Source organism: Bacillus sp. FSL R5-0447 (genome assembly GCF_038606125.1).
GTDB classification, from domain to species: Bacteria; Bacillota; Bacilli; order Bacillales; family Bacillaceae; genus Bacillus; species Bacillus velezensis.
In genome coordinates this window covers 302,241-326,119 of record NZ_CP152012.1, presented here as the reverse complement: position 1 = coordinate 326,119, position 23,879 = coordinate 302,241, and the positions used below count along the sequence as shown (strand labels likewise).

17 protein-coding genes are annotated in these 23,879 nt (G+C 42.5%); 6 read left to right on the top strand and 11 right to left on the bottom strand.

Annotation, left to right across the window (positions count from 1 at the left end):
* Positions 1-2 precede the first annotated feature (2 nt).
* The 3 genes from NYE68_RS01730 to NYE68_RS01720 all read right to left on the bottom strand — a co-directional run bounded on the left by NYE68_RS01730 (position 3) and on the right by NYE68_RS01720 (position 2,323).
* Positions 3-1,073, bottom strand: coding sequence for an iron-containing alcohol dehydrogenase family protein (locus NYE68_RS01730; RefSeq protein WP_254003526.1), 1,071 nt, complete (start codon positions 1,071-1,073; stop codon positions 3-5).
* Between the two features lie 72 nt (positions 1,074-1,145).
* Positions 1,146-1,616: a helix-turn-helix domain-containing protein gene (locus NYE68_RS01725; protein WP_003156718.1), complete on the bottom strand. Its 471-nt coding sequence runs from the start codon at positions 1,614-1,616 to the stop codon at positions 1,146-1,148.
* A 263-nt stretch (positions 1,617-1,879) separates the two neighbouring features.
* On the bottom strand, positions 1,880-2,323 hold the full coding sequence (locus NYE68_RS01720; protein ID WP_007408999.1) for a Ser-Thr-rich GPI-anchored membrane family protein: 444 nt from the start codon (positions 2,321-2,323) through the stop codon (positions 1,880-1,882).
* Positions 2,324-2,698: 375 nt separating this feature from the next.
* Here NYE68_RS01720 and NYE68_RS01715 point away from each other — a divergent pair, with 375 nt between their 5' ends.
* The 3 genes from NYE68_RS01715 to hpaB all read left to right on the top strand — a co-directional run bounded on the left by NYE68_RS01715 (position 2,699) and on the right by hpaB (position 6,965).
* The gene (locus tag NYE68_RS01715) at positions 2,699-4,873 is read left to right on the top strand and encodes a glycoside hydrolase domain-containing protein (RefSeq protein WP_053573779.1); all 2,175 of its coding nucleotides are present in this window, start codon (positions 2,699-2,701) and stop codon (positions 4,871-4,873) included.
* A 72-nt stretch (positions 4,874-4,945) separates the two neighbouring features.
* Positions 4,946-5,371 carry a hypothetical protein gene (locus NYE68_RS01710; protein WP_015416716.1) on the top strand — a complete coding sequence of 142 codons (426 nt, stop codon included), beginning with the start codon at positions 4,946-4,948 and terminating at the stop codon, positions 5,369-5,371.
* A gap of 148 nt (positions 5,372-5,519) precedes the next feature.
* Positions 5,520-6,965: a 4-hydroxyphenylacetate 3-monooxygenase, oxygenase component gene (gene hpaB, locus NYE68_RS01705; protein WP_021495313.1), complete on the top strand. Its 1,446-nt coding sequence runs from the start codon at positions 5,520-5,522 to the stop codon at positions 6,963-6,965.
* 55 nt (positions 6,966-7,020) lie between these two features.
* Here the strand turns inward: hpaB and NYE68_RS01700 are convergent, their stop codons facing one another.
* Positions 7,021-7,263: a DUF2651 family protein gene (locus tag NYE68_RS01700; RefSeq protein ID WP_007408994.1), complete on the bottom strand. Its 243-nt coding sequence runs from the start codon at positions 7,261-7,263 to the stop codon at positions 7,021-7,023.
* Positions 7,264-7,597: 334 nt separating this feature from the next.
* Between NYE68_RS01700 and glpT the strand changes: the two genes are divergently transcribed.
* Together glpT and NYE68_RS01690 are read left to right on the top strand one after the other, a co-directional pair.
* Complete coding sequence (glpT, locus tag NYE68_RS01695) at positions 7,598-8,932, top strand: glycerol-3-phosphate transporter (protein WP_003156725.1); 1,335 nt, start codon at positions 7,598-7,600, stop codon at positions 8,930-8,932.
* 95 nt (positions 8,933-9,027) lie between these two features.
* Positions 9,028-9,915 (top strand): glycerophosphodiester phosphodiesterase, encoded by an 888-nt coding sequence (locus NYE68_RS01690; RefSeq protein WP_053573780.1) that lies wholly within the window; start codon positions 9,028-9,030, stop codon positions 9,913-9,915.
* Positions 9,916-9,983: 68 nt separating this feature from the next.
* Here the strand turns inward: NYE68_RS01690 and NYE68_RS01685 are convergent, their stop codons facing one another.
* On the bottom strand, positions 9,984-11,873 hold the full coding sequence (locus tag NYE68_RS01685; RefSeq protein WP_053573781.1) for a glycosyltransferase family 2 protein: 1,890 nt from the start codon (positions 11,871-11,873) through the stop codon (positions 9,984-9,986).
* A gap of 429 nt (positions 11,874-12,302) precedes the next feature.
* On the bottom strand, positions 12,303-13,922 hold the full coding sequence (locus tag NYE68_RS01680) for an APC family permease (RefSeq protein WP_053573782.1): 1,620 nt from the start codon (positions 13,920-13,922) through the stop codon (positions 12,303-12,305).
* A gap of 185 nt (positions 13,923-14,107) precedes the next feature.
* Between NYE68_RS01680 and NYE68_RS01675 the strand changes: the two genes are divergently transcribed.
* Positions 14,108-14,368 carry a hypothetical protein gene (locus NYE68_RS01675; protein WP_003156732.1) on the top strand — a complete coding sequence of 87 codons (261 nt, stop codon included), beginning with the start codon at positions 14,108-14,110 and terminating at the stop codon, positions 14,366-14,368.
* Between the two features lie 44 nt (positions 14,369-14,412).
* On the opposite strand, the gene NYE68_RS01670 is transcribed toward NYE68_RS01675, so the two are convergent.
* The 5 genes from NYE68_RS01670 to NYE68_RS01650 form a co-directional block, all read right to left on the bottom strand.
* Positions 14,413-15,111 (bottom strand): hypothetical protein, encoded by a 699-nt coding sequence (locus tag NYE68_RS01670; RefSeq protein WP_039252906.1) that lies wholly within the window; start codon positions 15,109-15,111, stop codon positions 14,413-14,415.
* A 109-nt stretch (positions 15,112-15,220) separates the two neighbouring features.
* Positions 15,221-15,469, bottom strand: a complete 249-nt coding sequence (locus NYE68_RS01665; RefSeq protein WP_060675288.1) for a sigma-G-dependent sporulation-specific acid-soluble spore protein CsgA — start codon at positions 15,467-15,469, stop codon at positions 15,221-15,223.
* Positions 15,470-15,549: 80 nt separating this feature from the next.
* A complete protein-coding gene (locus NYE68_RS01660) occupies positions 15,550-16,026 on the bottom strand; it encodes a DUF4879 domain-containing protein (RefSeq protein ID WP_342494035.1) in 477 nt (158 codons plus the stop codon).
* A 156-nt stretch (positions 16,027-16,182) separates the two neighbouring features.
* A complete protein-coding gene (locus NYE68_RS01655) occupies positions 16,183-17,226 on the bottom strand; it encodes a methyltransferase (protein ID WP_033575115.1) in 1,044 nt (347 codons plus the stop codon).
* A gap of 20 nt (positions 17,227-17,246) precedes the next feature.
* Positions 17,247-23,873 (bottom strand): non-ribosomal peptide synthetase, encoded by a 6,627-nt coding sequence (locus NYE68_RS01650; RefSeq protein ID WP_324636162.1) that lies wholly within the window; start codon positions 23,871-23,873, stop codon positions 17,247-17,249.
* Between the last annotated feature and the right edge of the window lie 6 nt (positions 23,874-23,879).

Sequence of the window (23,879 nt, the reverse complement as noted above, 5' to 3'; positions counted from 1 at the left end):
CTCTATCCTGTCTTTTGCGCTGATTCGAGCGATTCAATCGCAGCTGACACGTCCTTCTCGCAATATTGCCCCATTAAACATAACGATTCTTCCGCCCGGCAGGCGTGAGAAGCAATGCGGCGCTTGGCTTCCTCATGGTTGTCAAGGATGCCGAGATCACAGAGGGTGACGGGGAAACCGAGCCGGCGGTAAAACGGAAGCAGCTCTTCAATCTCAGGTCTCCGATTCTCAAGCGCGAGCTGCACCAATATGCCGTAAGCAACCTTCTGGCCATGCAGCACCTGATGTGTCTCCTGAAGAAAACTGAGTCCGTTGTGGACCGCATGCGCCCCTGCCATCCTGCACAAACGGCCGCCATACCCGCCGACCGTTCCCGCAAGCATAATGATCGTTTCCGCCGTATGGATGAACGGCACGGACAGCTCGCCTTTCTCCATGCTTCCGACGGCCGCTTCACTGTAACGCAATAACAGATTACGGATATATTCCGCCTGTCTCAGCCCCGCCTGCGCCATCAGCGGCGCCGCCTCCTTCGTATTTCTGATGACCGCCTCAGCCTCATACCATTTCGCCAGCGTATCACCGATCCCGCTTTTCATATATTCAATGGGAGAGGAAAGCAAAAACAGCGGATCAACAAGCGTCAAATAGCTTGAACGCTTATGATAATCAACTCTGATAAAATTGCCGCTCTCATCATATATGACACTCAACGGCGTACTTGCCGCACACGTCCCCGCAATGGAAGGAACCATCACAGCTTCAATATCAAGCCGGTCTGCCGCCGCTTTTGCCAAATCCAAAATCGTGCCGCCTCCGATACCGATGATCACATCCGCGTCTTCCGCCTGCTCACAGACCTTACGCACCGCCTCAGGTGAACAGTATCCTTTATGCTGAATCACATCCCAGGAAGAACCGCCGCTGTAATCGGAGAACGCCTGATAGGATTTGATTCCGGTCACAATAACGGGTTTTCTGAATGTCTCAAGCAGCCCCGGAAGTTCTTTTGCGATTCCTTCCTTGCATATGTACTGATTCGGGCCGCTTCGGACGATATCTTCAGGCTTCATTCGAATCTCTCCTTTGGCTGGAATTTATATATATTTTCCCACTTATCAGAAAATACATCAACCGGAGGTGCGTCAGCGCTTCGCTTCTTCCGCCTCCAAAAACAGCTCATCAAGCCGCTCCAAAGCCTCTGCCTTTTCAAAACTGCTGAACCACAGATCATCATAGGAATCAAGGATGCGGTAATGGTGGGAAATCAAATGCTGCTGCAAGCGGAACTCGCCTTTTTTCTCGATGGCTTTCCACCACACCTTGCCGCCCATCGTCTTCCCCTTCGGCCTGTCAATTGTGCGGTGAGCAACCGTTTCAATGACTTCCAGCGGATCATCTCCTAATACGGATTGCAGTGTTTCACTTGATCTGAAAAGCGCGCAAACCGCCACAACGTGCGGCCATTCCGCAAGCGCCCGCCCTTTCTCAATCTGCACCAGCGACTTTTTAGAAAGGCCGATCACATCCGCCATTTTCTCTTGCGTATAGCCTCTCTCCGACCGGATTTTCTTCAGCTGGACCGAGACAAGCTCAGTCATATAATCTTGATCCATCTCAACCTCCATATTTATCAATATAGCCATTTTACACCGCGGCACGCCTTTTTTATATCAGAACATTTTCAAACGAATCAAAAGAACCCGGGATTGGCTTATCATTGAAGCGATGTACCTTTCCGCATAATCCAGAATGATGCGGTGAATACAAACGTACGCCCGAATAGACAGGTGCAGGCTCCCTGGCGGTTGAGCTCCGGACAAAATAAAAAGCTGCCGCAGCTGCAGCAGCTAAAACTTTATAGACCGGAAAATCAGCATTATGAAGCGAATACAATCCATCTTGCACTATAATTGACACGTTTTTTCGAACCCTGATTGACCATTTTAAATCTGTATGAATCTCCTTTTTTTAACGAAGGTGTTTCAAAATAAGTCGTTCCATTTTTCTTTGCATTGGCGGTTTTGATTGTTTTCCAGGCACCTTTGCCGTTGACTTGCTTTTGGACGTATATTTTATACGTGCCCTTCCCTTTACTGTTGGATTTAAAAGTCACGGCTCTCAAGGTGTACTTTTTTGTCGTTTTAGTGAATTTAGGGTGATATGTATTGATCACATAGTTAGTGAAATACCCGCTTTTATAAGTATGAAGCCAGTCTTTAGCCTCTGCTTTTTGCGGAGAAGAAAAACCCATAAAACCAATTCCGCTGATTAAAAGAGTAAAAATAATGATGAGCGACTTAAAAATCTTTTTGCTTTTCATCGAGAAAATCCTTCCTTCCTGTAACTATTTACCCTATTTATGTTAATGACAATATAGCCAATCATAAATCCGTCCAACTAACCATTTTGACCGCAGGAAGAGATGTGAACAGACCTTAAAATGACTATATGACTACTACTTATGATTCTTGTTATTTTTGATTAAGTGATAAAGTTACTTTAAACCGCTATTCATTTTGTTGTTTTTATATCAATTGTCATAGCGAGGTCTTTTCCTATCAATGCCTCTCTTTCGGCGTTTGTTCTGCGGCTGTATGATGGGGCTCTCCTTGGATAAACTCCTGCATCCATGACAAACTGTCATACGTTTGCCACCTATGAATGAACGCACACTACACGCAATGGAGGGATTACAATGGACGAAATGGTCCTGGAAACACAACAATGGCTGAATGAGACGTACAAAGGCAGACACGGGTACAACAAAGTGCCGGAAAACGGAAAAACGGGCTGGGATACCATTTACGGTCTGACACGGGCGCTTCAAATTGAGCTTGGTATTTCAGAACCTGCCGATAACTTCGGACCGACGACACAAAGATTGTTTAAGCCGTTAAAAAAGCAGGCTCCCGATTCAAAGCCGACAAACATGAATTACATTCTGCAAGGGGCGCTGTGGTGTAAAGGTTTTAACCCCGGCGGATTTTCAGGCGTTTTCTATGAAAATACCGAAAGCGCTGTAAAAGAGTTTCAAAAAGCGGCCGGGCTCACTAAGCAAGACGGCATCGTCACGGCACTCATTATGAAAGCCTTGCTGGATATGAGCGCTTTTCGGTTAGTAGCGGGAGGCGATAAAAGAATCCGCCAAATCCAGCAGAACCTGAACCGGGATTACAATGACTACATCGGCTTGATGCCTTGTGACGGCTTATACGCCCGCGATACAAACAAGGCTCTCATTTATGCTCTGCAAAAAGAAGAAGGCATGAGCACAAGCGTCGCCAATGGATTTTTCGGAAACGGGACGACCAGCTTATGCCCTACCTTGACTCCCGGCGATTCACGGACAGGCTTTGTTTTGATTGTTCAATACGCGCTTTACTGTAATGGGGAAGCGTTTGATCCCGGTGAATTCGACGGAAAATACGGCGTCGGCGTTGTATCGGCAGTGAAAGCTTTCCAAAAGTTTATGTGCCTGCCGCAGACCGGTTATGCGGACATGCCGACGATTAAAGCTTTATTATCAAGCTCAGGCGACACAACGCGGGCTGCTTCAGCTTGTGACACCGCTGCCATTTTGACGGCAGATACGGCCAAAACTTTGCGTGAGAATGGCTATAAGATCGTGGGAAGATATCTGACCGGGAATGTGCGGACAAGCAGCGGACTGACATCGAAAGCGTTAACGTCAAAAGAACTTTCCGCGATTTTCAATGCCGGCTTAAGCGTGTTTCCGATTTATCAGGACGGCGGCTATGAATCTTCTTATTTTGTAAAAGACCAAGGAACGAGAGATGCGTACAGCGCTGCATCAGCCGCCCGAAGATTAGGTTTTCCGTCAGGAACGACCATTTACTTTGCGGTCGATTTCGATGCGTATGATTATGAAGTCACGGATAAAATCATTCCTTACTTCCAAGAAATCAAGTCAGCTTTTATGAAAATGCAGGCGTTCTCTACTGCGCCGAAATATGAAATCGGGGTATACGGACCGAGAAACATTTGTATCCGGACGTCAGAAGCAGGTCTGACCAAATATAGCTTTACGGCTAACATGTCGACCGGATTCAGCGGCAACCTCGGATACCCGATGCCGAAAAACTGGGCTTTTGATCAATTTTATGAAGGCACGATCGGAAGCGGAGCGGGAAAAGTCGCCATTGACAAAGACGGATACTCCGGAAAAGACTCGGGTGCAAGCAGCGTCCATCCGCCTTCTGATCCTGTGTATGATGCAAGACTGCGCACGCTGACGGATATTTTAACAACCATTCCTGCTTTAGAAAATATATCGAATCTTGCGAATGCCATGTTTGAATTCGACAAAACAGAGACCATTTATGCATCACCTGAAATGGATATTCTTTTATCTACTTCACTTTTGGCAACAGTTCCAAGCGAAGGTTCTCCCAACACAGTTACCATTACAAATGGCAAACCGGGAGCTTATATTACCGGTCTGATGGGAGATTCACAGGTCTCTTTTACAGCATCACAAATTGATTCCTATCAAAACCTGCTTAACAGTCTGAGCTTGTCAGTCCGCAACGGTTATTTAGAAGTGTATGTCAATCCGGCTGCGGGATCGCTGAATATTCAATTTAAAATTTATACACCTGATATTCCGGTCGGTGACAGTGCTACAACTGGACTAACAACTACCATTACATTTAAAATAAAACAAAAGAGCTTCAGGTTGCCGGATTCCGAAGAGGTGTACTCCCCGGATTGGGATTCTGTCGTGAATACCATGGCTATTGCAGGCGCAGGAATTATTGTTATTGTAGGGATCGGTGCTTTAGTCGTTTTAGCACCTGAATTAGGAGGAGCTGCAGCCTTGTTCAGCACGGTTTTATCACTATTTCTATAATTGAACAGGCAGCTCCTTGCTCCAGGAATGCTCAATGAGTATTCTTGGAGTTATTTCTAAAGGAGGATTCGCATGAAGATTGATATGCAGACATACAAGGAAACCGTTCAAAAAATAGAAACCGATTTGATTCCGCGAAGTCAAAATGACGAAGAACTGCTTACATACTTAATGAAACAAGATTCGCTCACACTGAATCAAATGAAAATGTGTCTCACTGAACCGCCCCTCACCTTCCAACATACTGTCAAAATCGTATGTACAGTCACATTCATCACGTTATATATCTTTTTTTTCAGCACTCATTTTAATGATTTGATTGAAATGGCTCTGCAGATGGTTTTCGGCCTGGCCGGCCTTGTTTGGATTATTGCTGTATTTCCGTTTTCAAGAAAAATCCAAGTGTCTGACCGTTTCAGACAAAAATCTGAAAACACCCGTATCACCGGAATGATAGACTTTGTCCTCGAACAACGATACAAAGACATGATCAGTTAAAACCCCTCTGCTTAAGGGGTTTTTTATTATGCAATCCCTTCACCCCCCTTATCAAAAAAGGCTCTTCTCCTTTGGAAATAACCGGAACACCCAATTTCGTTTTCAATATAATGAGGTAGTGGATCCGCAAAGAAAGAAGGGCGACATGATGGGTATCATTAATGGCAAAATGTTCATTGACCGATTAAATCAGCTTGGAAATGAGATTTGGCTTGATGGTGAAAAGATCGAGGGACAGATTTCTGAGCATCCCGCATTTAAGGGCCTTCTGGAAACGAAGCGCTCTCTTTATGATTTGCAAACGAAACCGGATATGAAAGATCAAATGACTTACAGTCTTCCCGGTAAAAAAGAACGGGCCGGGCTTTCATACCTGCAGCCGAAAACGAAAGAAGACGTAAAAAGAAGAAGAAACATGTTCGAACATTGGGCCAGACACACGCACGGAATGATGGGACGAAGCCCGGATTATATGAATACCGTGCTGATGAGCTTCGCCTCCTCCGCCGCGCTTTTGAAAGACCGCGAGCATTGTTTTCCGGAACATGTTCAAGCGCTGTACGAACGCGCTGCTGCACAGGATCTTTCTTTTACGCACACGTTTATCACCCCTCAGGTGAATCGTTCACAAATGGGTGTAAACGTATCGCCGACACCTATCTCGGCAAAAGTCGTCGATAAAAATGAAAAAGGCCTCATCATACACGGCGCCCGGATTTTAGCCACACAAGGCGGCCTGACGGATGAAGTGCTCGTGGTTTCTCTGCCTAAAATGTATTTTGAATCGGATGAAGCGTTCGCTTTTTCAATCCCTTCCAATACAAAGGGAGTAAAATTCATCTGCAGGGAATCTTTCGTACTCGGAAAATCATCGTTTGATTATCCGCTCAGCTCAAGATATGAAGAAATGGATTCTATCGTTGTATTTGATCACGTTTTGGTCCCTTGGGAACGCGTATTTTTTTATAATAATTACGAGGCGGCTTTTGATTTTAATATGAAAAGCTCTTTTAACGCCTTCGCATTTCATCAAGTCATCACGAGACAAATTGTAAAGACGGAGTTTCTCCTGGGCCTCGCCCAAACGCTTGTCGAAGCGATAGATGTGGGCGAATATCAGCATATTCAGGCTAAGATGGCTGAAATCATCACCGGTCTGGAAACGATGAAAGCCCTTTTGGAAAAGTCGGAGAATGATGCGGAAACAGATGAATGGGGTTATATGCGTCCGAGTGTCACTCCGCTTCGTGTGGTCAGCGCGATTTTTCCCGACATCTACCCGCGCTTCACGGAAATCATTCAGCTGATCGGGGCAAGCGGAATGGTGACTTTACCGACTGAAAAAGCGTTCCGTTCTGACATCAGAGGAGACCTTGACCAATATTTGCAGGCGGCCGAATTGAACGCTGAGGACCGGGTAAAAGTGTTCCGCCTCGCATGGGATTTGACCATGAGCCCCTTCGGAACAAGACAGACACAATATGAGCGGTACTTCTTCGGTGACCCCGTCCGCTTAACCAGCCATCTGTACAGAAGCTATCCGAAAGAAGAACAGACCGCGGTCATCAAGGAATTCCTGCACATTCATAAATAAAACAAAGCAGAGAGCGCATCTCTGCTTATGATAGCTGGATCGGCTGCCGCCGATCCTATTTTTTATTTTGGCTGATCACCACCATCGTAATATGCGATAACGCGAAAGAGACAAGCGTATACACAACGGCCCACCCGATAAACGAGAAATTCAATACGGTAAAGGTGCATATAAGGCAAACGGCCAAAGCGGCAGCCGGCATAATGAACGCGTTTTTAAACAGGTACGTTCCGGCGACTGACAAGATGATGATACAAAGCGGCAGAACACCGAACGCAAAATCCAATTCATCAATCAACAGATGCACTCCCTTCGCTTTTCTTAGTGCGGCCTAACACATCTTATGCCTGAGTACAAAATCGAGTACTTCAAATCTTTCGCGCTCCGGCTGATTTTCCCTCCGGTTATTTATTCAAAAAAATGAAAACTTTCCTTAAAGCGTTTACATTCACGTCAGACTGTGATAATTTAAGAAAGCGCTATCATACACAAGTTAATGATTTTTGGATGGAGATGAGGAGAACCAGGAAACCCCGCCCTTTCACAAGGGTGATTTCTGGTTCTTTTTGTCATTTTCAAGGAAAGGAGTCATACATACATCATGATAGACGTTCAGCAAAGGGGAGGATATGATGTTTCAATTGTTTAAGCCGGCTCCGCATATTGAGAGATTGGATGATTCAAAGACGGATGCGGCCTATAAACGGCTCAGGCTGCAAGTATTTTTGGGGATTTTCATCGGGTATGCCGGGTATTATTTGCTTCGCAAAAACTTTGCCTTCGCTATTCCTTATTTTCAGGAACAAGGGTTTTCAAAAGGGGAACTTGGCTTGGTGCTTGCGGCCGTATCAATCGCTTACGGCTTCAGTAAATTTATTATGGGGATGGTGTCTGACCGCTGCAACCCGAGGTATTTCCTTGCGACGGGTCTGTTTTTGTCAGGTGTCGTAAACATTTTATTTGTTTCCATGCCGTGGGTCACGTCAAGCGTGACGATTATGTTTATTTTTATGTTTATTAACGGATGGTTTCAAGGAATGGGCTGGCCGCCTTGCGGACGGACGATGGCTCATTGGTTTTCCATCAGTGAACGCGGCACGAAAATGTCGATATGGAATGTCGCCCATAACATAGGCGGAGGTATTCTCGCCCCGCTCGTGACTCTCGGCATCGCCATGTTTGTTACTTGGAAAAGCGTGTTTTTCTTTCCGGCGATTATCGCCATCGTCATTTCATTTGTGATTGTTCTTCTCGTACGGGACACGCCGCAATCCTGCGGGCTTCCGCCGATTGAAGAATACCGGAATGACTATCCGAAGCATGCGTTCAAAGACCAGGAAAAAGAGATGACGACCAAAGAAATTCTTTTCAAATACGTGCTGAATAATAAATTTCTGTGGTATATCGCATTTGCCAATGTCTTTGTTTATTTCGTACGGTACGGTGTCGTTGACTGGGCGCCGACTTATTTGACGGAAGCGAAAGGGTTCTCTCCTGAAGATTCCAGATGGTCTTATTTCCTTTATGAATATGCGGGAATTCCGGGAACGATTTTGTGCGGCTGGATCAGCGACCGGTTTTTCAAAAGCCGCCGCGCGCCGGCAGGCGTACTGTTCATGGCCGGCGTATTTATCGCTGTATTGGTCTACTGGCTTAACCCTGCCGGTCATCCGCTCATCGATAATATCGCGCTGATCAGCATCGGCTTCTTAATCTATGGACCTGTCATGCTGATCGGGCTTCAGGCCATTGACCTTGCGCCTAAAAAAGCGGCGGGAACGGCAGCCGGCTTAACCGGGTTTTTCGGCTACATCGGAGGCTCTGCTTTCGCCAACGCCATCATGGGTTATGTCGTAGACCGCTTTGACTGGAACGGCGGCTTTATCATGCTTATCTCCTCATGCGTGCTGTCCATCGTCTTCTTGGCTATGACGTGGAATACGGGCAAGCGGGCGGAGCATGTGTAAGAAAACAACATAAAAGATTAATATTTTTGCAGTACAGCATTTACAACGATTTTCTACGCTAGAGACAGATATTGATTTTTAAGGGGGAAGAAAACATGCGGAAACATAAATTGTTTGCTTTGGTATTGCTTTCATTCGGTTTATTGTCATTCATCGTCACGCCTGTATCGGCGGCGGGAAAAGGAAACCTCTTGTCTCCTGACAGAATTTTGACCATTGCCCATCGCGGTGCTTCGGGGTATGTCCCGGAGCACACGATCCTTTCTTATGAAACTGCGCAAAAAATGAAGGCTGACTATATTGAGCTGGATTTACAAATGACAAAAGACGGCAAGCTGATCGTCATGCATGATGAAAAACTGGACCGCACCACAAACGGACAAGGCTGGGTGAAGGATCATACATTAGCCGAGATTCAAAAGCTCGACGCCGGCTCTTGGTTCAATAAGGCCTATCCGGAAAAAGCAAAACCGCAATACGCCGGACTTCGCGTTCCCACACTTGATGACGTGTTAAAACGGTTCGGCAGACATGCAAACTATTATATTGAAACAAAGGCGCCCGAAACATATCCGGGTATGGAAGAAAAACTGATCGCTTCACTGAAAAAATACAAATTGGCAGGTAAGCATGCGAAACTTGGACAAGTTATCATTCAGTCTTTCAGCAGGGACAGCCTTCTGAAAATCAAACAGCTCGATCCGAAACTTCCCGCCGTCCAATTGCTTGAAGCGGAACAGATGACGTCAATGACTGACGCAGATTTAACGGACATTAAAACATATGCCGTCGGAATCGGACCGGATTACAAAGCGCTGAACGCTCAAAATGTCCGAAACATTCGCAGCCACGGCCTTCTGCTTCACCCTTACACCGTAAACAGCGAGGCGGACATGCGCCGTCTGCTGAATTGGGGCGTAACCGGTGTGTTTACCAACTATGCGGATATATTTAATTTTGTTAAATCTAATAGGGATCAATAGGTTTACGAATCTAAAGATTTCAAAACAAAAACTGCACGTATATCGCGTGCAGTTTTATAATATTAATTTTAAATATTTCTCCCTTTAAATAACGGTCTTAGTATATTCTTAACTTTTGCTTTAATAGATTTGCCCTTATAAATAACAGGAACACTTTGTTGCAAATGACCAATAATCACTTCTGCATTCTTTTTTAGCTTAATTTGTTTTAACTCCTGCTTAGTTACTTCAAAACTAAAATCATATGACATTTTTTTTCGAGTAGAATCTTTAAGTACCACATCAGGTTTAAACATAAGAAACCTTCCAAAATTAACCTGGAAAGAATTCTGTTCTCCAAAACTTAAATCTGTTTCACAATCAAAATGTCCTTTAATCCTAGGACCGCTGCAGGTTAACACAAAGTTTTTAAAATGTAACATTTGATGTTTAACAACAAGAGAAAGATTACCCCATTTAGTTAGATACGAGTTTATAACGATAGGTTCTTTACATCCTTTTGCAATATAAGAAGCATTTTTTAAATAAACGCTTTCTTTCGATTTTAATCTCAATGATTTCGTATAATCTTCTATCTTACTAATTAATCTTAAATCTAATATACCATCTTCGCTATTTAAGTGGAGCAAAGATTCTATAGGTATATACGCGTGAAAATAAGTGATTTTTTCTTTTGTTATAATTTGCGTATCTATTTCAAAAGGATATTTTTTTTCAAAAAGGCTTCTATAAGCTGGAAATGAAATTGTTTTATCTTTTTGTTCTCTCAAAGAGACTTCGATAAATAAACGCTCATTTGAGGAGTCAACATGTGAATGATAACAAAAACCCTCTAACAAAACGGCATTCTCTAATTTCTCTATTTTTGTTATTTCTCCTTCAAATTTATTATTACGATGAAAGGAAATAGACTCATGCAAGGCCAAATTGTATGCTAATTCTGGTTTTGGATAGACCTTTCCATGTTGTACTACCATGTTACCAGGTTGTTTTTCAGCGTACCAGAAAGAAATTAAATCCTCCAATTGTCCTTTCTCAATTAAACGTAATAAGAGTTTATGGCGGGAAGAAAACTGCTGGTAGTAATCTAAGTATTGATACTTGTCAAGCATTTTCTTTAATTTATTAAAAATAAAGATTTTATCTTCAATTAGAAAAGACTTTGAAATCAGTGCGCTTAACTCCACTTCCATAATCCTTTCCCAGTAATGAAAGAAAATCAGCCGTTTTTTATCTATTTCAAGGTTCAGTAATTCAATAGATGCCAATGTTTCTTCGATTCTGAACATAAAACTTTCACCTGATAATGGTTTCTTAGTAAGTTGAACCCTTCCTATTGTTTGATGATTGGTCAAATAATAACATGGGTAATCTTTAACAAGGGCTATGGAATTTGAATATGCATACGCTTGAATCATAAACGGTTGATCTTCTCCTAGAGAGAAGTGTTCCGGAAAACGAATATTATGTTTAATTAATAACTCCCGTTTAAATAGTTTTTGAGCACTCATCGTAAAAAGAGCATTGGAACCAGGGAAGGAAAAACAATCTGGATTCTTTTTAAATACAGCCACAGGAACACCTCTATTAATTCCTTCATAACGGCCGATAATTATATCACTTTGATACTGAACTATTTTTTCTTCCATCTTTTCTAAAGCTTCAGGTCCTAAATAATCATCTCCGTCTAGAAAATAAATATAATCACCTGTTGCTGCTTCTATAGCTTTGTTCCTCGGTCTGCCAGGTGCGCCGCTATTCTGCTGATGAATTACTTTAATAAACTTGTACTTGCTCATGTATTCATCTAAAATATTACCGCTTTTATCAGTTGAACCATCATTTACACAGATAATTTCAAGTTTGTCCTCTCCAACTGTTTGGTTCACCACGCTATCAAGACAATCTCTAATTGTGTTTTGATCATTATAAACCGGAATAGCTACAGTAAATATCATCTTTTTTCTCCTTAATTATTTTTTCCTATATAAAAACAAGTCCAGAATTATTCGATTCCAATTTTAAAAGTTTACCATAATTTCTTTCTTTTATAAATATGGTTAAAAATTTTAATGTGTTTTTAAACCTAGCCACCGTAATCTAGATAATAAGATGGAATATTTCCAGTAATTAAATCGGATTCCATAAGGCCCCTAACAAATGTTCAAAATAAAAATACATTAGTACAGGCTTTGATTCATTTTCTCTTTGAATTTGGAAAGCTCACTTCATTTAATCCTAATTACGATACTTTGCGGATTTTTAATTTCACCCATGAAAAAACACCTCTAAGTCGTTTTCAGGTATTATACCTGCTTTTCAACTTAAAGGTGCCTTTGTCCTGCGCTTACAGGCTCAGACTCTCAAAAACTTCAACTTTTTATAACTTATTCTTTTCCGGCAGCGGCTTCAGCCTGTCCGCCTTTTAATTGATCGTTAATTGCTTTGGCGTCTTTCAAATACTCAGTCTTGAAGCCGCTCTTCAGCGCCCACGCATAGAAGGCAAGGGCAACGATTGCGATCAGCCCCATATCCCATCCGTACGGAATGATGTTCAGACCGCCGAATTTTTCACTTCCGAGCCATGAAATGACCATCATGCTGAGCAGATAGACAACCATCCAGACGCCGCCTTTAAAGTTTCTGCGGAATCCTTTCCACTTCGCTTTCGCTTGGTAGTAGAAATATATCGGAAGGCCGATCAAAATGATAAACAGCACCTGCCCTGTTAACGGCCAGCGCGCCCAATACAGCACGAGAGACGCGAACACGAAGCCGAGCGGTGCAACCACGCTGAGGCCTTTCAGACGGAGAGGCCGGTACAAATCCGCCGCCGTCCGCCGCAGCGTCATCACCGTCACGGGACCCGTGATATAAGAAATCAGCGTCGCAACGGAAATGATTTCAGCAAGCACGCCCCATCCTCTGAATAAAAACAGAAAGATAAACGATATGATCAGGTTGAAAATCATCGCTTGGCGCGGCACGCCGTACAGCGGATGAAGCTTTCCGAAAATGCTCGGCATATATTTATTTTTTTCCATGCCGTAAATCATGCGGGACGTCGTAGCGGTATAAGTGATACCCGTTCCTGACGGAGATACGAACGCATCCGCATAAAGAATAATGACAAGCCAGTTGATATTCAATGCGATCGCCAAATCGGCAAATGGAGAGTTGAAGTTCAGGTGACTCCAGCCGTGAACAATCATGGAAGGTTCAACCGCACCGATAAATGCGATTTGCAATAGGACGTAAATGACGGTTGCGACCAACAGCGAACCGACAACCGCAATCGGAATCGATTTGCCGGGATTTTTTGCTTCTCCGGCCATGTTAATCGGGCTTTGAAACCCGTTAAACGCAAATACGATACCTGATGTGGCCACCGCCGTCAGCACGCTCGCCCAGCCGTTCGGCGCAATGCTTGAACCGGATGTGAAGTTTCCGCCGTGAAAACCGGTAAACAGCAGCGCTCCGATTGTCAGCCCCGGAATAATAATTTTAAAGATGGTAATCAATGAATTCGCTTTTGAAAATAAGTTAACTGTCCAATAATTCAGTAAAAAGTAAATAATCAGTAATACGGATGCGAAGCCGAGCCCCTCTCCCGTAAGAGTGCCGTTGTGAACGAGATTGCTTGTCCATTTTGCCCATTCCCACGGCCATGAGCTCATGTATTGAACAGACGCAACCGCTTCCACCGGAATAACGGAAACAATCGCAATCCAGTTTGCCCATCCTGCGATAAATCCAATAAATGATCCATGAGAATATTGAGTATATTTTACCATTCCCCCGGCTTCCGGGAACATTGAACCCAATTCACTGTAAGAAAGTGCGATAAACAAAATAACGATCATACCGATAATCCAGGAAATAATTGCGGCAGGTCCCGCAATCTGAGCCGCCCGCCACGCCCCGAATAACCAGCCGGAGCCAATCATCGACCCAAGTCCGACCATCATGAGTGCAAACGTTCCCATTCTGCGATGTAATTGATTCATAAAGTTAACACCTTTCAATTAAAATATGACTCCAGCGCTATCATATATTTATAATATTATTCTGAAAATAGTTTTGTCAATCTTTATCGCATTAAAGCGGCAAGCCAAAATTAACCTTCCGATGTTTAAACAGCCGTTAAGCGGGAATAACTACTGCAAGCCAGAAATAGAAAGGAGTTTTTATCGTGAAACAAAAACTGCTCATTTCAGGACTTGCCGTGTCGACTGTCGGAGTGACTTCCTACCTGCTCAAAGATAAATCAAACCGCCAAAAGGTGATGAACTTTATCCGCAATATGAAAACATCGCTCTCCGGGAAGCAGGATATTGAATCATTCCCCGTCAACAAAGCAGGCAACCCGCATCCCGAAGATATTGAAGATAACAAAATGGTATCCGAAGGCTCCATGTACCCGGTTCAATATTATGATGACAAGAAGAAATAATCTGTTCCCGGGCTGCCCGGCCGTATCAAACGGCGGCAGCTTTTTTATGCAGACGGCGTTTGATAGAACCGCCAATATTGGCGCGAGCCTTTATCCCGCACGGTAATGCCCAGTTTGGATATTTCCGCTTTCAGTTCTTTCGCATCAGCCTTTTCCTCCTCTTTCAGCGCCTTTTCTCTCGCTTTTAAAAGAGCATTTGCCCCTGGCTCCAAATCCGGCGTGTCCGGCACCCACCGTTTGTATTCTTCTTTAAAAGGATCTTCCGTCCCCAGCCAGACATACCCATGCGCGCGAAACGCATCAGCCGCTTTTTCAACCGCCGGCTCAAGCTTCTCCCGAAAAAGCTCCTGCCCTTCAGTCCCCAATAAGACAAGATGCTTTTCATCCGTAAACACACCGGAAATGCTGTCTTTCGAAAACACGCTTTCTTCATTATATATGGTTAAGGACACCTCGCTGTCCGTCACGACTGCCACAAGAGTTTCTTTAAAAGCTGCCCGCGTCAGCCACACTCCCCCGATTAAGCCGATAACGGCAGTTGCAGCCGCAGCCTTCCATCCGTGAAAAGAAGCGATTATTTCCAGCGGCCCGTGAAAAGGCAGCCAATCCAATGTTACGGCCCACTTCGCAATGACCGGCAGAAACCATCCGATGACCAGCCCAAATAATGGCGGCACCAGAAAAACCAAAGCTTTTTCAACCGATGACAACTCAAGAACCGTCTGTTTTTTTATTTCGTTCATGTTTCTCCTCCGTCTGTGTTTTTCACAACTATCCATTATACAAAGGGTTGGATGATTCTGTAAACTGTTTCCGAAACAATAAAAAGCCTCCCGACCGCCGGGAGGCTTTTTAAAACAGGAGCTCATATACTTCATTCAATTCCATCGTGCGCTTCTCATCCTGCTCGTTCTCAGCATATTTGATTTCCTTTTCAAGCAGTTGATTCAGCGCATCCATTTCCAAATCATTTAGATCTTTCACAAACTCGCCCTCATTTGCATAATGCTTCACCTGAAGCTTTTTATAAATCCCTCGGCACACATCATGCTCCAAGTGGTTCGAAAGCGCCTCGCGCAAATATCCGAGTGTCCTGTCCATCATGTAAGCCCTCCCTTTTCTTTAGGAATAGCTTCCCGGAAAGAGAGAAAAACTATACATGAAAGCACCGGGCGGCTGTTTTAACTCTGTACCTGAATGGAGAAAAATCCGCTGCTTAACGGCGTGTACGGCCCGTTCAGCCCCGTTGCGGAGAAAGAGAACGTTCCTGAACTGACATAAGAAAGAGGAACGCTGTAATATTTAATATAGCCTGTAACGATATTGCCGTTTTTTGTATATTCATCTTCCAGCGCTTTTGACGTAAGATTTGTAATATTCGTTCCGTTGTTAAATGCCTGGATCGAGTTATTGTTCGGATACCCTTGGAAATATACGGCTAAATAACCCGTTGTCCCCTTCATCGGTTTTGATGCGCTGATTTGGTTCGGCCCGATATTTTCCCATTGGTAATTCTGACCGTCAGACGTCACACCGATAATACGGATTTGTGTTAAAGCAGGAGCCGGCGCCGCAGACGCTGACGGAACCCACAACCCGCTCACAAGCAACAAAGCAGCGGCGGCCGCGGCAAATAGCATAACGAGTCTCATTTTCATGTTTCTTCCTCCGTGATGGTTCAAATTTATAATTATGTTAAATATTATAAGTTTTATTTTATCAGAGAAATCAATAGATAGACAGAATCAATCAGTCAAATTGGTGAACTTTTTATATAAAAAAGCTATCTCCTAAAGGAGATAGCTTATATAACATTATTTCTTTCCACACTCCAAAATTGTGTATTTACTCGGGGTCTGAATTACATTTAATAGTGTTAATCCGGCTTTCTCAATCAATTGTTCAAACTCGGTTTTCTTTCTGACTCTGCCGCCTGCAGAGCATACTAAAAATAATAAATCACGAAAAGCTTCTTCAGGGGACAGCTTGTCTGCTTCAGGCACATTTTCAACTATAATCAGCTTGGAATGATCAGACATGGCACCGGCTATATTTTCAAGAATAGCAACCACATGCTCATCATCCCAATCATTTAACACTTTGCTTATCACATACAAGTCTCCCCCGGAAGGAATTTCCTCAAACATACTCCCTTCCGTAAACTGACAGCGTTCGCTCATCTCTGAAGATGCTAAATGCTTTTTTGCACTTTGTATCGTTTTTGGAAGATCAAACAATATCCCCTTTGATTTAGGAGCAGCACCTAAAATGCCTGTTATTAACTGGCCCATTCCTCCCGCGACGTCTACGATAACATCAAACTTTTCAAATGAGTAAGCTTTCAATATGGATGGCAGACTCATTTTTGAATAAATCTCCATCGCCTTATCCATTGTTTTTAAGTAATCTTGATCAAGACTATTATTCTCATACCATTTATCGCCATAAATGGCTTCAAAAGCGGATTTGCCGGTTTTGATACTATAATCCATTTTAAACATAGACTGCACTACTGTTTCATGCAGCAGATATTCTACCAAAGGCTCAATGGATTTTGCTTTCCCAGGCATCAAAGTGGCACCATACTCTGTTACATCATAATAGCCATTTTGAGCTTGGGCGACCAAACCGACGGATTCCAGCGCTCTTAAGAGCCTGAATAAGGCAGAGGGGTTCAATTCAAGGGCTTCAGCTATCGCTTCCGCTGAAGCTGGTCCATTTTGAAAAGCGGAAAATACATCTAATTCTACCGCTGTTTTAACTGCCAGGGAAAACCCCAGCCCTGAAACCATTTGCATGACTGCGGCCTGAGGATATTTCTTCGGTACTTGTTTATCTTGCTGAACTGAATTGGTCATTTACGTTAACCTCCGATTAATTAAATGGTTTCTGCTGCTTTTTTGATATAATGCATATACTGATTGAGCAGATTTTCTACAGTACTCTTATGGTACTGATTTTGATTATATTCAATTCCAATGCTTAATTTTTTCTCTCTTACCAACACAATAAACTTAAACTTGTAATTCCAAATTTCATCTTCACTTATATCATTCCCGGTTGAAAGCGGAGAGACCGTAAAGCTTTCTGTGTGCAGTTCATTATCAAATTCGCCCATATAATTAAATGAAATGTCTGGTTTTGATTTCTCTTTTATACCTTGTTTTAAATATCTTAAAATACCATATCCTATCCCTTGATCAGGAATATTGGCTAAGGTCGAGTTAACATTATCTAAACTCGAACCGATATGATCTGAATCGGAGACCTCCAAAGCCACTGGATAGATTGCAGAAAATCTGCCTACTGTTCTGTAGATATTAAGCTTCTCACTCTGATGAGTGCGGCCATGGTTGCCTAAGTGCACGAGAGATGTATTACTGCCTGTTTGATGTTTTATTGTCAAACCTAAAGCTGTGAGCAAAACAGTCTCAATAGTGAAATGATCTTGTCCTTGAATCGCATTCATTATATTTTCAGTTTCCCGAACATTAAACTGCCTGTATACTTGTCTGTTATCTTTGACTTTGGCAATTTGCCCCTGGATATCAACCGGAATAGACGGAGCATAAACATTTTCGATTTTTGTCCAATACTCTTTCTCAAACAACAGCCGTTCACTTTCAGCATATTTATAGAGATAATCAGACCATTTTAAATACGAATCGGTTTTATTTGGTAATACAATGTCTTCGTTACTTTTAACTTGCTGATATGCTGTATTAAAATCTTCAAGCAGTATTCTCCAAGACATATGATCAATTATCATTTGGTGAATGACGATTAACAGATGTTCCCCATCTGCTTCCTTAATCAGTGCCAATTTAACAAGCGGTCCGTGAGTCAGATCCATACTGGCTTGTATTTGATTTATTTTCATTTTTAAATCTGATTGCGGCATGTTTATTGCATTAATCAGATGAAAGTCAAACAAGTCGCCGTCCGTCAGGCCTCTGATTACCTGTACCATTCTATCGCCTTTACGTTTGAATACTGTTCTCAGACTGTCATGATGCTGAATAATCCGGGTGAAAATGTCTTTTACAATGTCTTCGCCAAACCCGGCTTCCCTGTATAGCATAAAAGAAAGATTCCGATGGTGCAGAGTATCATTATGGCGTTCAGCCAGCCAGCATTGAATTGGCACAAGACCGGCTTCCCCCGTTATCACACTGTTATCAGATGCCGTTGTTATATAACTGACTTTATTCGAAACTCCTTCGATTGTCTGGTAATGAAAAATGTCTTTCACTTCCAGCCTAAGATTGAATTTTTCCATTCTGACCGCTGCTTGTATGGCTTTAATTGAGTCTCCGCCTAAAACGAAAAAATTATCTTTTATACTGATTTTAGAAACTTCAAGAATGTCGGACCAGACCTCACTGACGATTCGTTCAATCTCGTTTCTCGGAGCAATAAAGTGATGCAGCTCGGCATTATTTTCAGCTGGTAGCGGCAAACGTTTTACATCAGTCTTCCCATTGTTCGTCAACGGAATTTTATCTATGCCCATAATGACTGTCGGGACCATATATTCCGGCAGATATTCCAATAAGTATTCTTTTAGCTGAGAAGGCGGCTGCGTATCTTTACATACTGTATAGGCATATATCTGATCATTGTGAGCAATCGCAACCGCTTCTTGAACATTTTGGTGAGACAGCAGTCTGTTTACAATCTCATCCAGTTCAATTCTAAATCCTCTGATTTTTACTTGACGATCGATTCTTCCGGCAAATTCTATATTCCCATCCTCATTCCACTTGCCTAAATCTCCGGTTTTATACATTTTCTCACCAGAATGAACAAGATCCGGGATAAACTTAGCCTCGGTTAGTTCTTCACGATTGCAATAACCCCGTCCAACTCCTTCCCCTCCGATGTATAACTCTCCGATAACTCCCGGCGGCACAGGCTTCTGCTGTTTATCTAGTATGTAGATAGAACAGTTTTTTATCGGCGTGCCGATAGGGATCCTCTTTATATTGGAAATATTATCTGGGTTTATCGTATAAGATGCAGCATCAACACAGCATTCCGTCGGTCCATATACATTTGTTATATAAGGACGGTCATTCTTCTTAAATACTTTATAAAAACGCTTTACTTCTTCAGGTTTAAGCACTTCGCCGCCTATAATAAAATGTTTTACACCTATACGGCCACACTGCGGAGACTCAGAGAGCAGGCTGAGATAGGCTGGTGTTCCATCAGAAATATTTATTTTATTTTGGATATAGAACTCAGCAAGTTTCGTGATATCATGCCTGGCTTCTTCAGAGATGATGTAAAGAGAGTGTCCCAAAAGCAGCGCAGAAAAAATCTGTTTGACAGAAGCGTCAAAGGAAAAGGGTGCCAACAACGCTACATTCTGCCGCCCGCCATGTTTGCAGTAGATACGTTCATGCAGGGCTTCTGTTAAATTCACTATACTTTTATGTTCGATCATCACACCTTTTGGGTGTCCCGTTGATCCAGAAGTGTAGATGATATAGGCAAGGCTGTGCCGTTCCGCTCCTCCTTTAACATTTCTCCCGTCGTCTGGAACTGTTTCCAATTCATTCAGACAAACACTTTCTACTCCGTACCTTTGACAATGATTGTTACGATCCGTCAGTAACAAGCGGGCCCCGCTGTCTTTGAGCATATACTCAACTCTTTCTTGCGGATATGATGGATCAATTGGCAGATAAGCTGCTCCCGCTTTTAAAATTCCCATTACTCCGATGATAAAATCAGTGGTTCGGTCTGCAGCTATGCCCACTGCTTCATTCTTTTTGATACCTTTTTGAATGAGTGCTCTTCCAAGCCGGTTTGCATTTTTGTTCAGCTCACTATAAGTTAAGCTTCCGTCTTGTGCAGACACGGCTATTTGATTCGGCGTTGCTTCCGCCTGCTTCTCAAAAAGCTCACAGATAGATGCATCTGCGCCTCTGCTTCTCAGTGATCTTCCACTGCCACTGTAACTCAACATCTCGCGTCGTTCATTTTCTTCTAAAATGTTAATCTCCCCGATTAGTCCATTTTGACTTTCAACAATATGATTGAGAATCATTAAGAATCGATGTGAGAATTTTTCTACAGTTGTGCGCTTAAACAAGTTTGATGAATAAGTGAACTCAAACTTGATATCCTCTTCTGAAGGAAATGCTTGAAGCAAAAGATCAAATTTGGCTGTTTTGTTTTCGTAAGGATACGGCTTATATTTCAGCCCATTTACTTCAATTGCCGGATTATCCATCAGCTGAAGGACAAACATAACGTTGAAAAGAGCATTCTGGTTTATATCCCTCTCAAGGTTCAAATGGTCTACAAGCTCTTCAAAAGGATAATCTTGATTTTCATAAGCCAGAAGCGCATTATCCCTAACGGCTTCAAGCAGTTCTTTGAATGTTTTGTCGGCAGATGGTTTATTTCTCAGTGCCAGCGTATTTACAAACATTCCTATCATGTTTTCTAATTCTTTATGCTTTCTTCCGGCTACAGGTGTGCCGATAATAATATCTTCTTGACCAGTAAGTTTATGGAGAAGCACATTAAATGAAGCCATTAAAGTCATGAAAAGGGTGACTTTTTGTTTTGCGTTTAATTCTTTTAACTTGGCGGTCAGCTCTCTTCCTGCATAAAAATAGATTCGTTCACCTTGATCATCTCGTTCGGCTTCTCTTGAAAAATCTGCGGGCAGATTGAGAGCGGGAATTTCTCCTTTAAACTCATTTAACCAAAAATCTTTTTGTTTTTTCATTTCTTCAGTATGAAATAATTCATTTTGCCATTTCGCAAAATCTTTAAATTGAATGTTCAATGGCGGCAGTTCGTTGCCTTCGTATAAATTTATCAATTCCCTTTGGAGGATCGGGATAGACGCCCCATCCGCTATAATATGCTGTAAATCTATCATTAAAAGATGTTTTTGATGACTAATCTCGGCTAATCCTGCACGCAGTAAAGGAGCCTTTTCTACATCAAACGGGCGGACAAAATTAGCCATAAGGCTCTCTAATTCTTCGTCGGAGGTCTTGATTCTATCCATTTTAAATCGAACGTCTTTTTCTATGTTTTGCACAAGCTGCCCGTCTCTTAAAACTATGGACGTTCTTAAAACCTCATGCCTGATTATTAATTTTTTAAACGCATCTTCTAAACGTTTATCGTCCAACTCTCCTTCAATCATTAAAAAGAACGGGATATTATAAGAAGTGCTGTTTTTATTTAATTGATCTAGAATAAAAATTCTTTTCTGTGCAGATGATGCCTCATACCACTCAAAATCGCCTGCTTTGGGAATCACATTCACATCATTTGTCTTCCTCAGAGAATATTCATCCAAATAAGCTGAAAAGAGTTTTATATTCGAATGCTTTAGCAAGTCTGAAACTGAAAGCTCCGTTCCTTGCTGTTTATTGATAAAGTTGATGATTTCTATTGCTATGATTGAATCTCCGCCCATTTCATAAAAATCGGATGTAACATCGATCGGATTGATTCCAAGGGCATTTCCCCAAATTTGTCCTGCCATTAGCTCTGTTTCTGAATAACAGCCGTCTTCCCTGCCACTCAGTCTTATTATTTGAGGCTTGTTGACTGAGGGGTTATCTAGTGCATTGCTTATCGGTAATTTTTCAGGCAGTTTCACCCAATGTCTCTCCCGCAAAAATGCGTAACCCGGCAAGCTGATTTTTCTTCTTTTTTCTCCTTCATATATCTTTTCCCAATCGATCTCTGCACCTTTTTCATAGAGCTTGCTTATATCAATCAGAAGACTCTCATCTGTTCTCCCGCCTGCATTATAAGCCTTAAGTTTCTCTCCAGCAGCGGTACTTAGATCTCTATCGGGCTTAAAAGAAAATGCAGCTTCTTCTTGCTGAACCGGCGCTTCGAGCAGACTTTCAAGTTTTTCCTTCAGATCTTCGATGTCTTTTACGAGAAAACACACTCTATTCTCCAGATGTCTTCTTCCCGTATTCGCTGTATAACAAAGATCAGAGAGATTCAAATTGTTTTCTTCCGAGATAAAATGAAGATACTTTGATGCAATATCATTCAGGATGGACTTATTTTTTGCAGACAGAGTGAATACCTCTTTTACCTGTCTCTGTTCAGTCTCACCTATTATTCCAGGTGCTTCTTCCAATACAATATGACAGTTGGTTCCGTTGAAGCCAAACGAACTTACACCGGCTCTTCTTGGCGTCTCTCCTTTTTCCCAATTTCTTATCATGTCATTCACATAAACAGGTGAATTCGAAAAATTAATTAAAGGATTCGGTTCATTAAAGTTGATACTTGGGGGGATGACCTTCTCTTTTAAAGCCATGCATGCTTTAATGAGAGACGCCATGCCTGATGCCCCGACTGTATGGCCGATATTGGGTTTGACTGAACCTATACCGCAAAACTGCTTTTTATCGGTATATTTCTTAAACGCATTCGTTATCCCTTTGATCTCAATCGGGTCTCCCAAAATCGTGCCTGTTCCATGCGTTTCAATATAAGAAATAGTTTCCGGACTAATATTCGCATTCTTCCAGGCACGCGTAATCAATTTCTCTTGTGATTCAGCATTAGGAGCGGTGATTCCGTTAGAAGCCCCGTCATTATTCGTAGCGCTCCCTTTAATGACAGCATATATGTGGTCTCTGTCTTCTATTGCTCTATGTAAAGGTTTTAATACAATAGCAGAAATCCCCTCACCCCATGCTGTCCCCTTTGCATTTTTATCAAAAATGCTGATTTTAGCGTTTTCCGCTTCTATCTCGCTCATCGTACCTATATTTTCAGGTCTTAGAAATAAATTAACGCCTCCCGCTATAGCCATGCTGCATTCTTCATTTTTAAGTGCCTCACAAGCAAGATGAACCGAAACGAGTCCGGAAGAGCAGGCTGTATCAACAACCAGGCTTGGCCCTTTCAGATTAAAAATGTAGGAGGTCCTGCTTGCCAATATGCCGGGATAAGTACCTGTCATTGCAATCATATCCGCATCATTTACTAGGGAAGCATAGGAAAACTTCAAGTCACCGCTATGATCATGTCCAACGAAAATACCTGTATTCGAACCTTGTAACTTGTTCCCAGCATAACCGGAGTCTTCAATAGCGTGATAAACTGTCTCCAAAAACAATCTTTGTTTCGGATCCATAAGCATGGCTTCTCTTGGCGAAATTCTGAAAAATGATGAATCAAACTTATCAATTTCATCTAAGAAACCCGCTTTAAAATAAGAATTCTCATTCGCACTGGGCAGCAATGGATCAATATCTTTCCGCCGCTTCTTCGGTAAGTCCCGGATGCATGAGGCACGGTTCATAATGTTTTGCCAGTATTCTTTTGCATTATTGGCTTTTGAGAAACGGCAGGATATGCCGATAATGGCAATATCACATTGATTTTTCTTGGACTTATCTGATAATCCTTTCAAAATGCGCAAAGCCATTTCCCTGTCCATTTTTTGCTCTTTTACTTGCTCCAATACATATTGTTTTATAATCGAAATATCATCCACGATTAA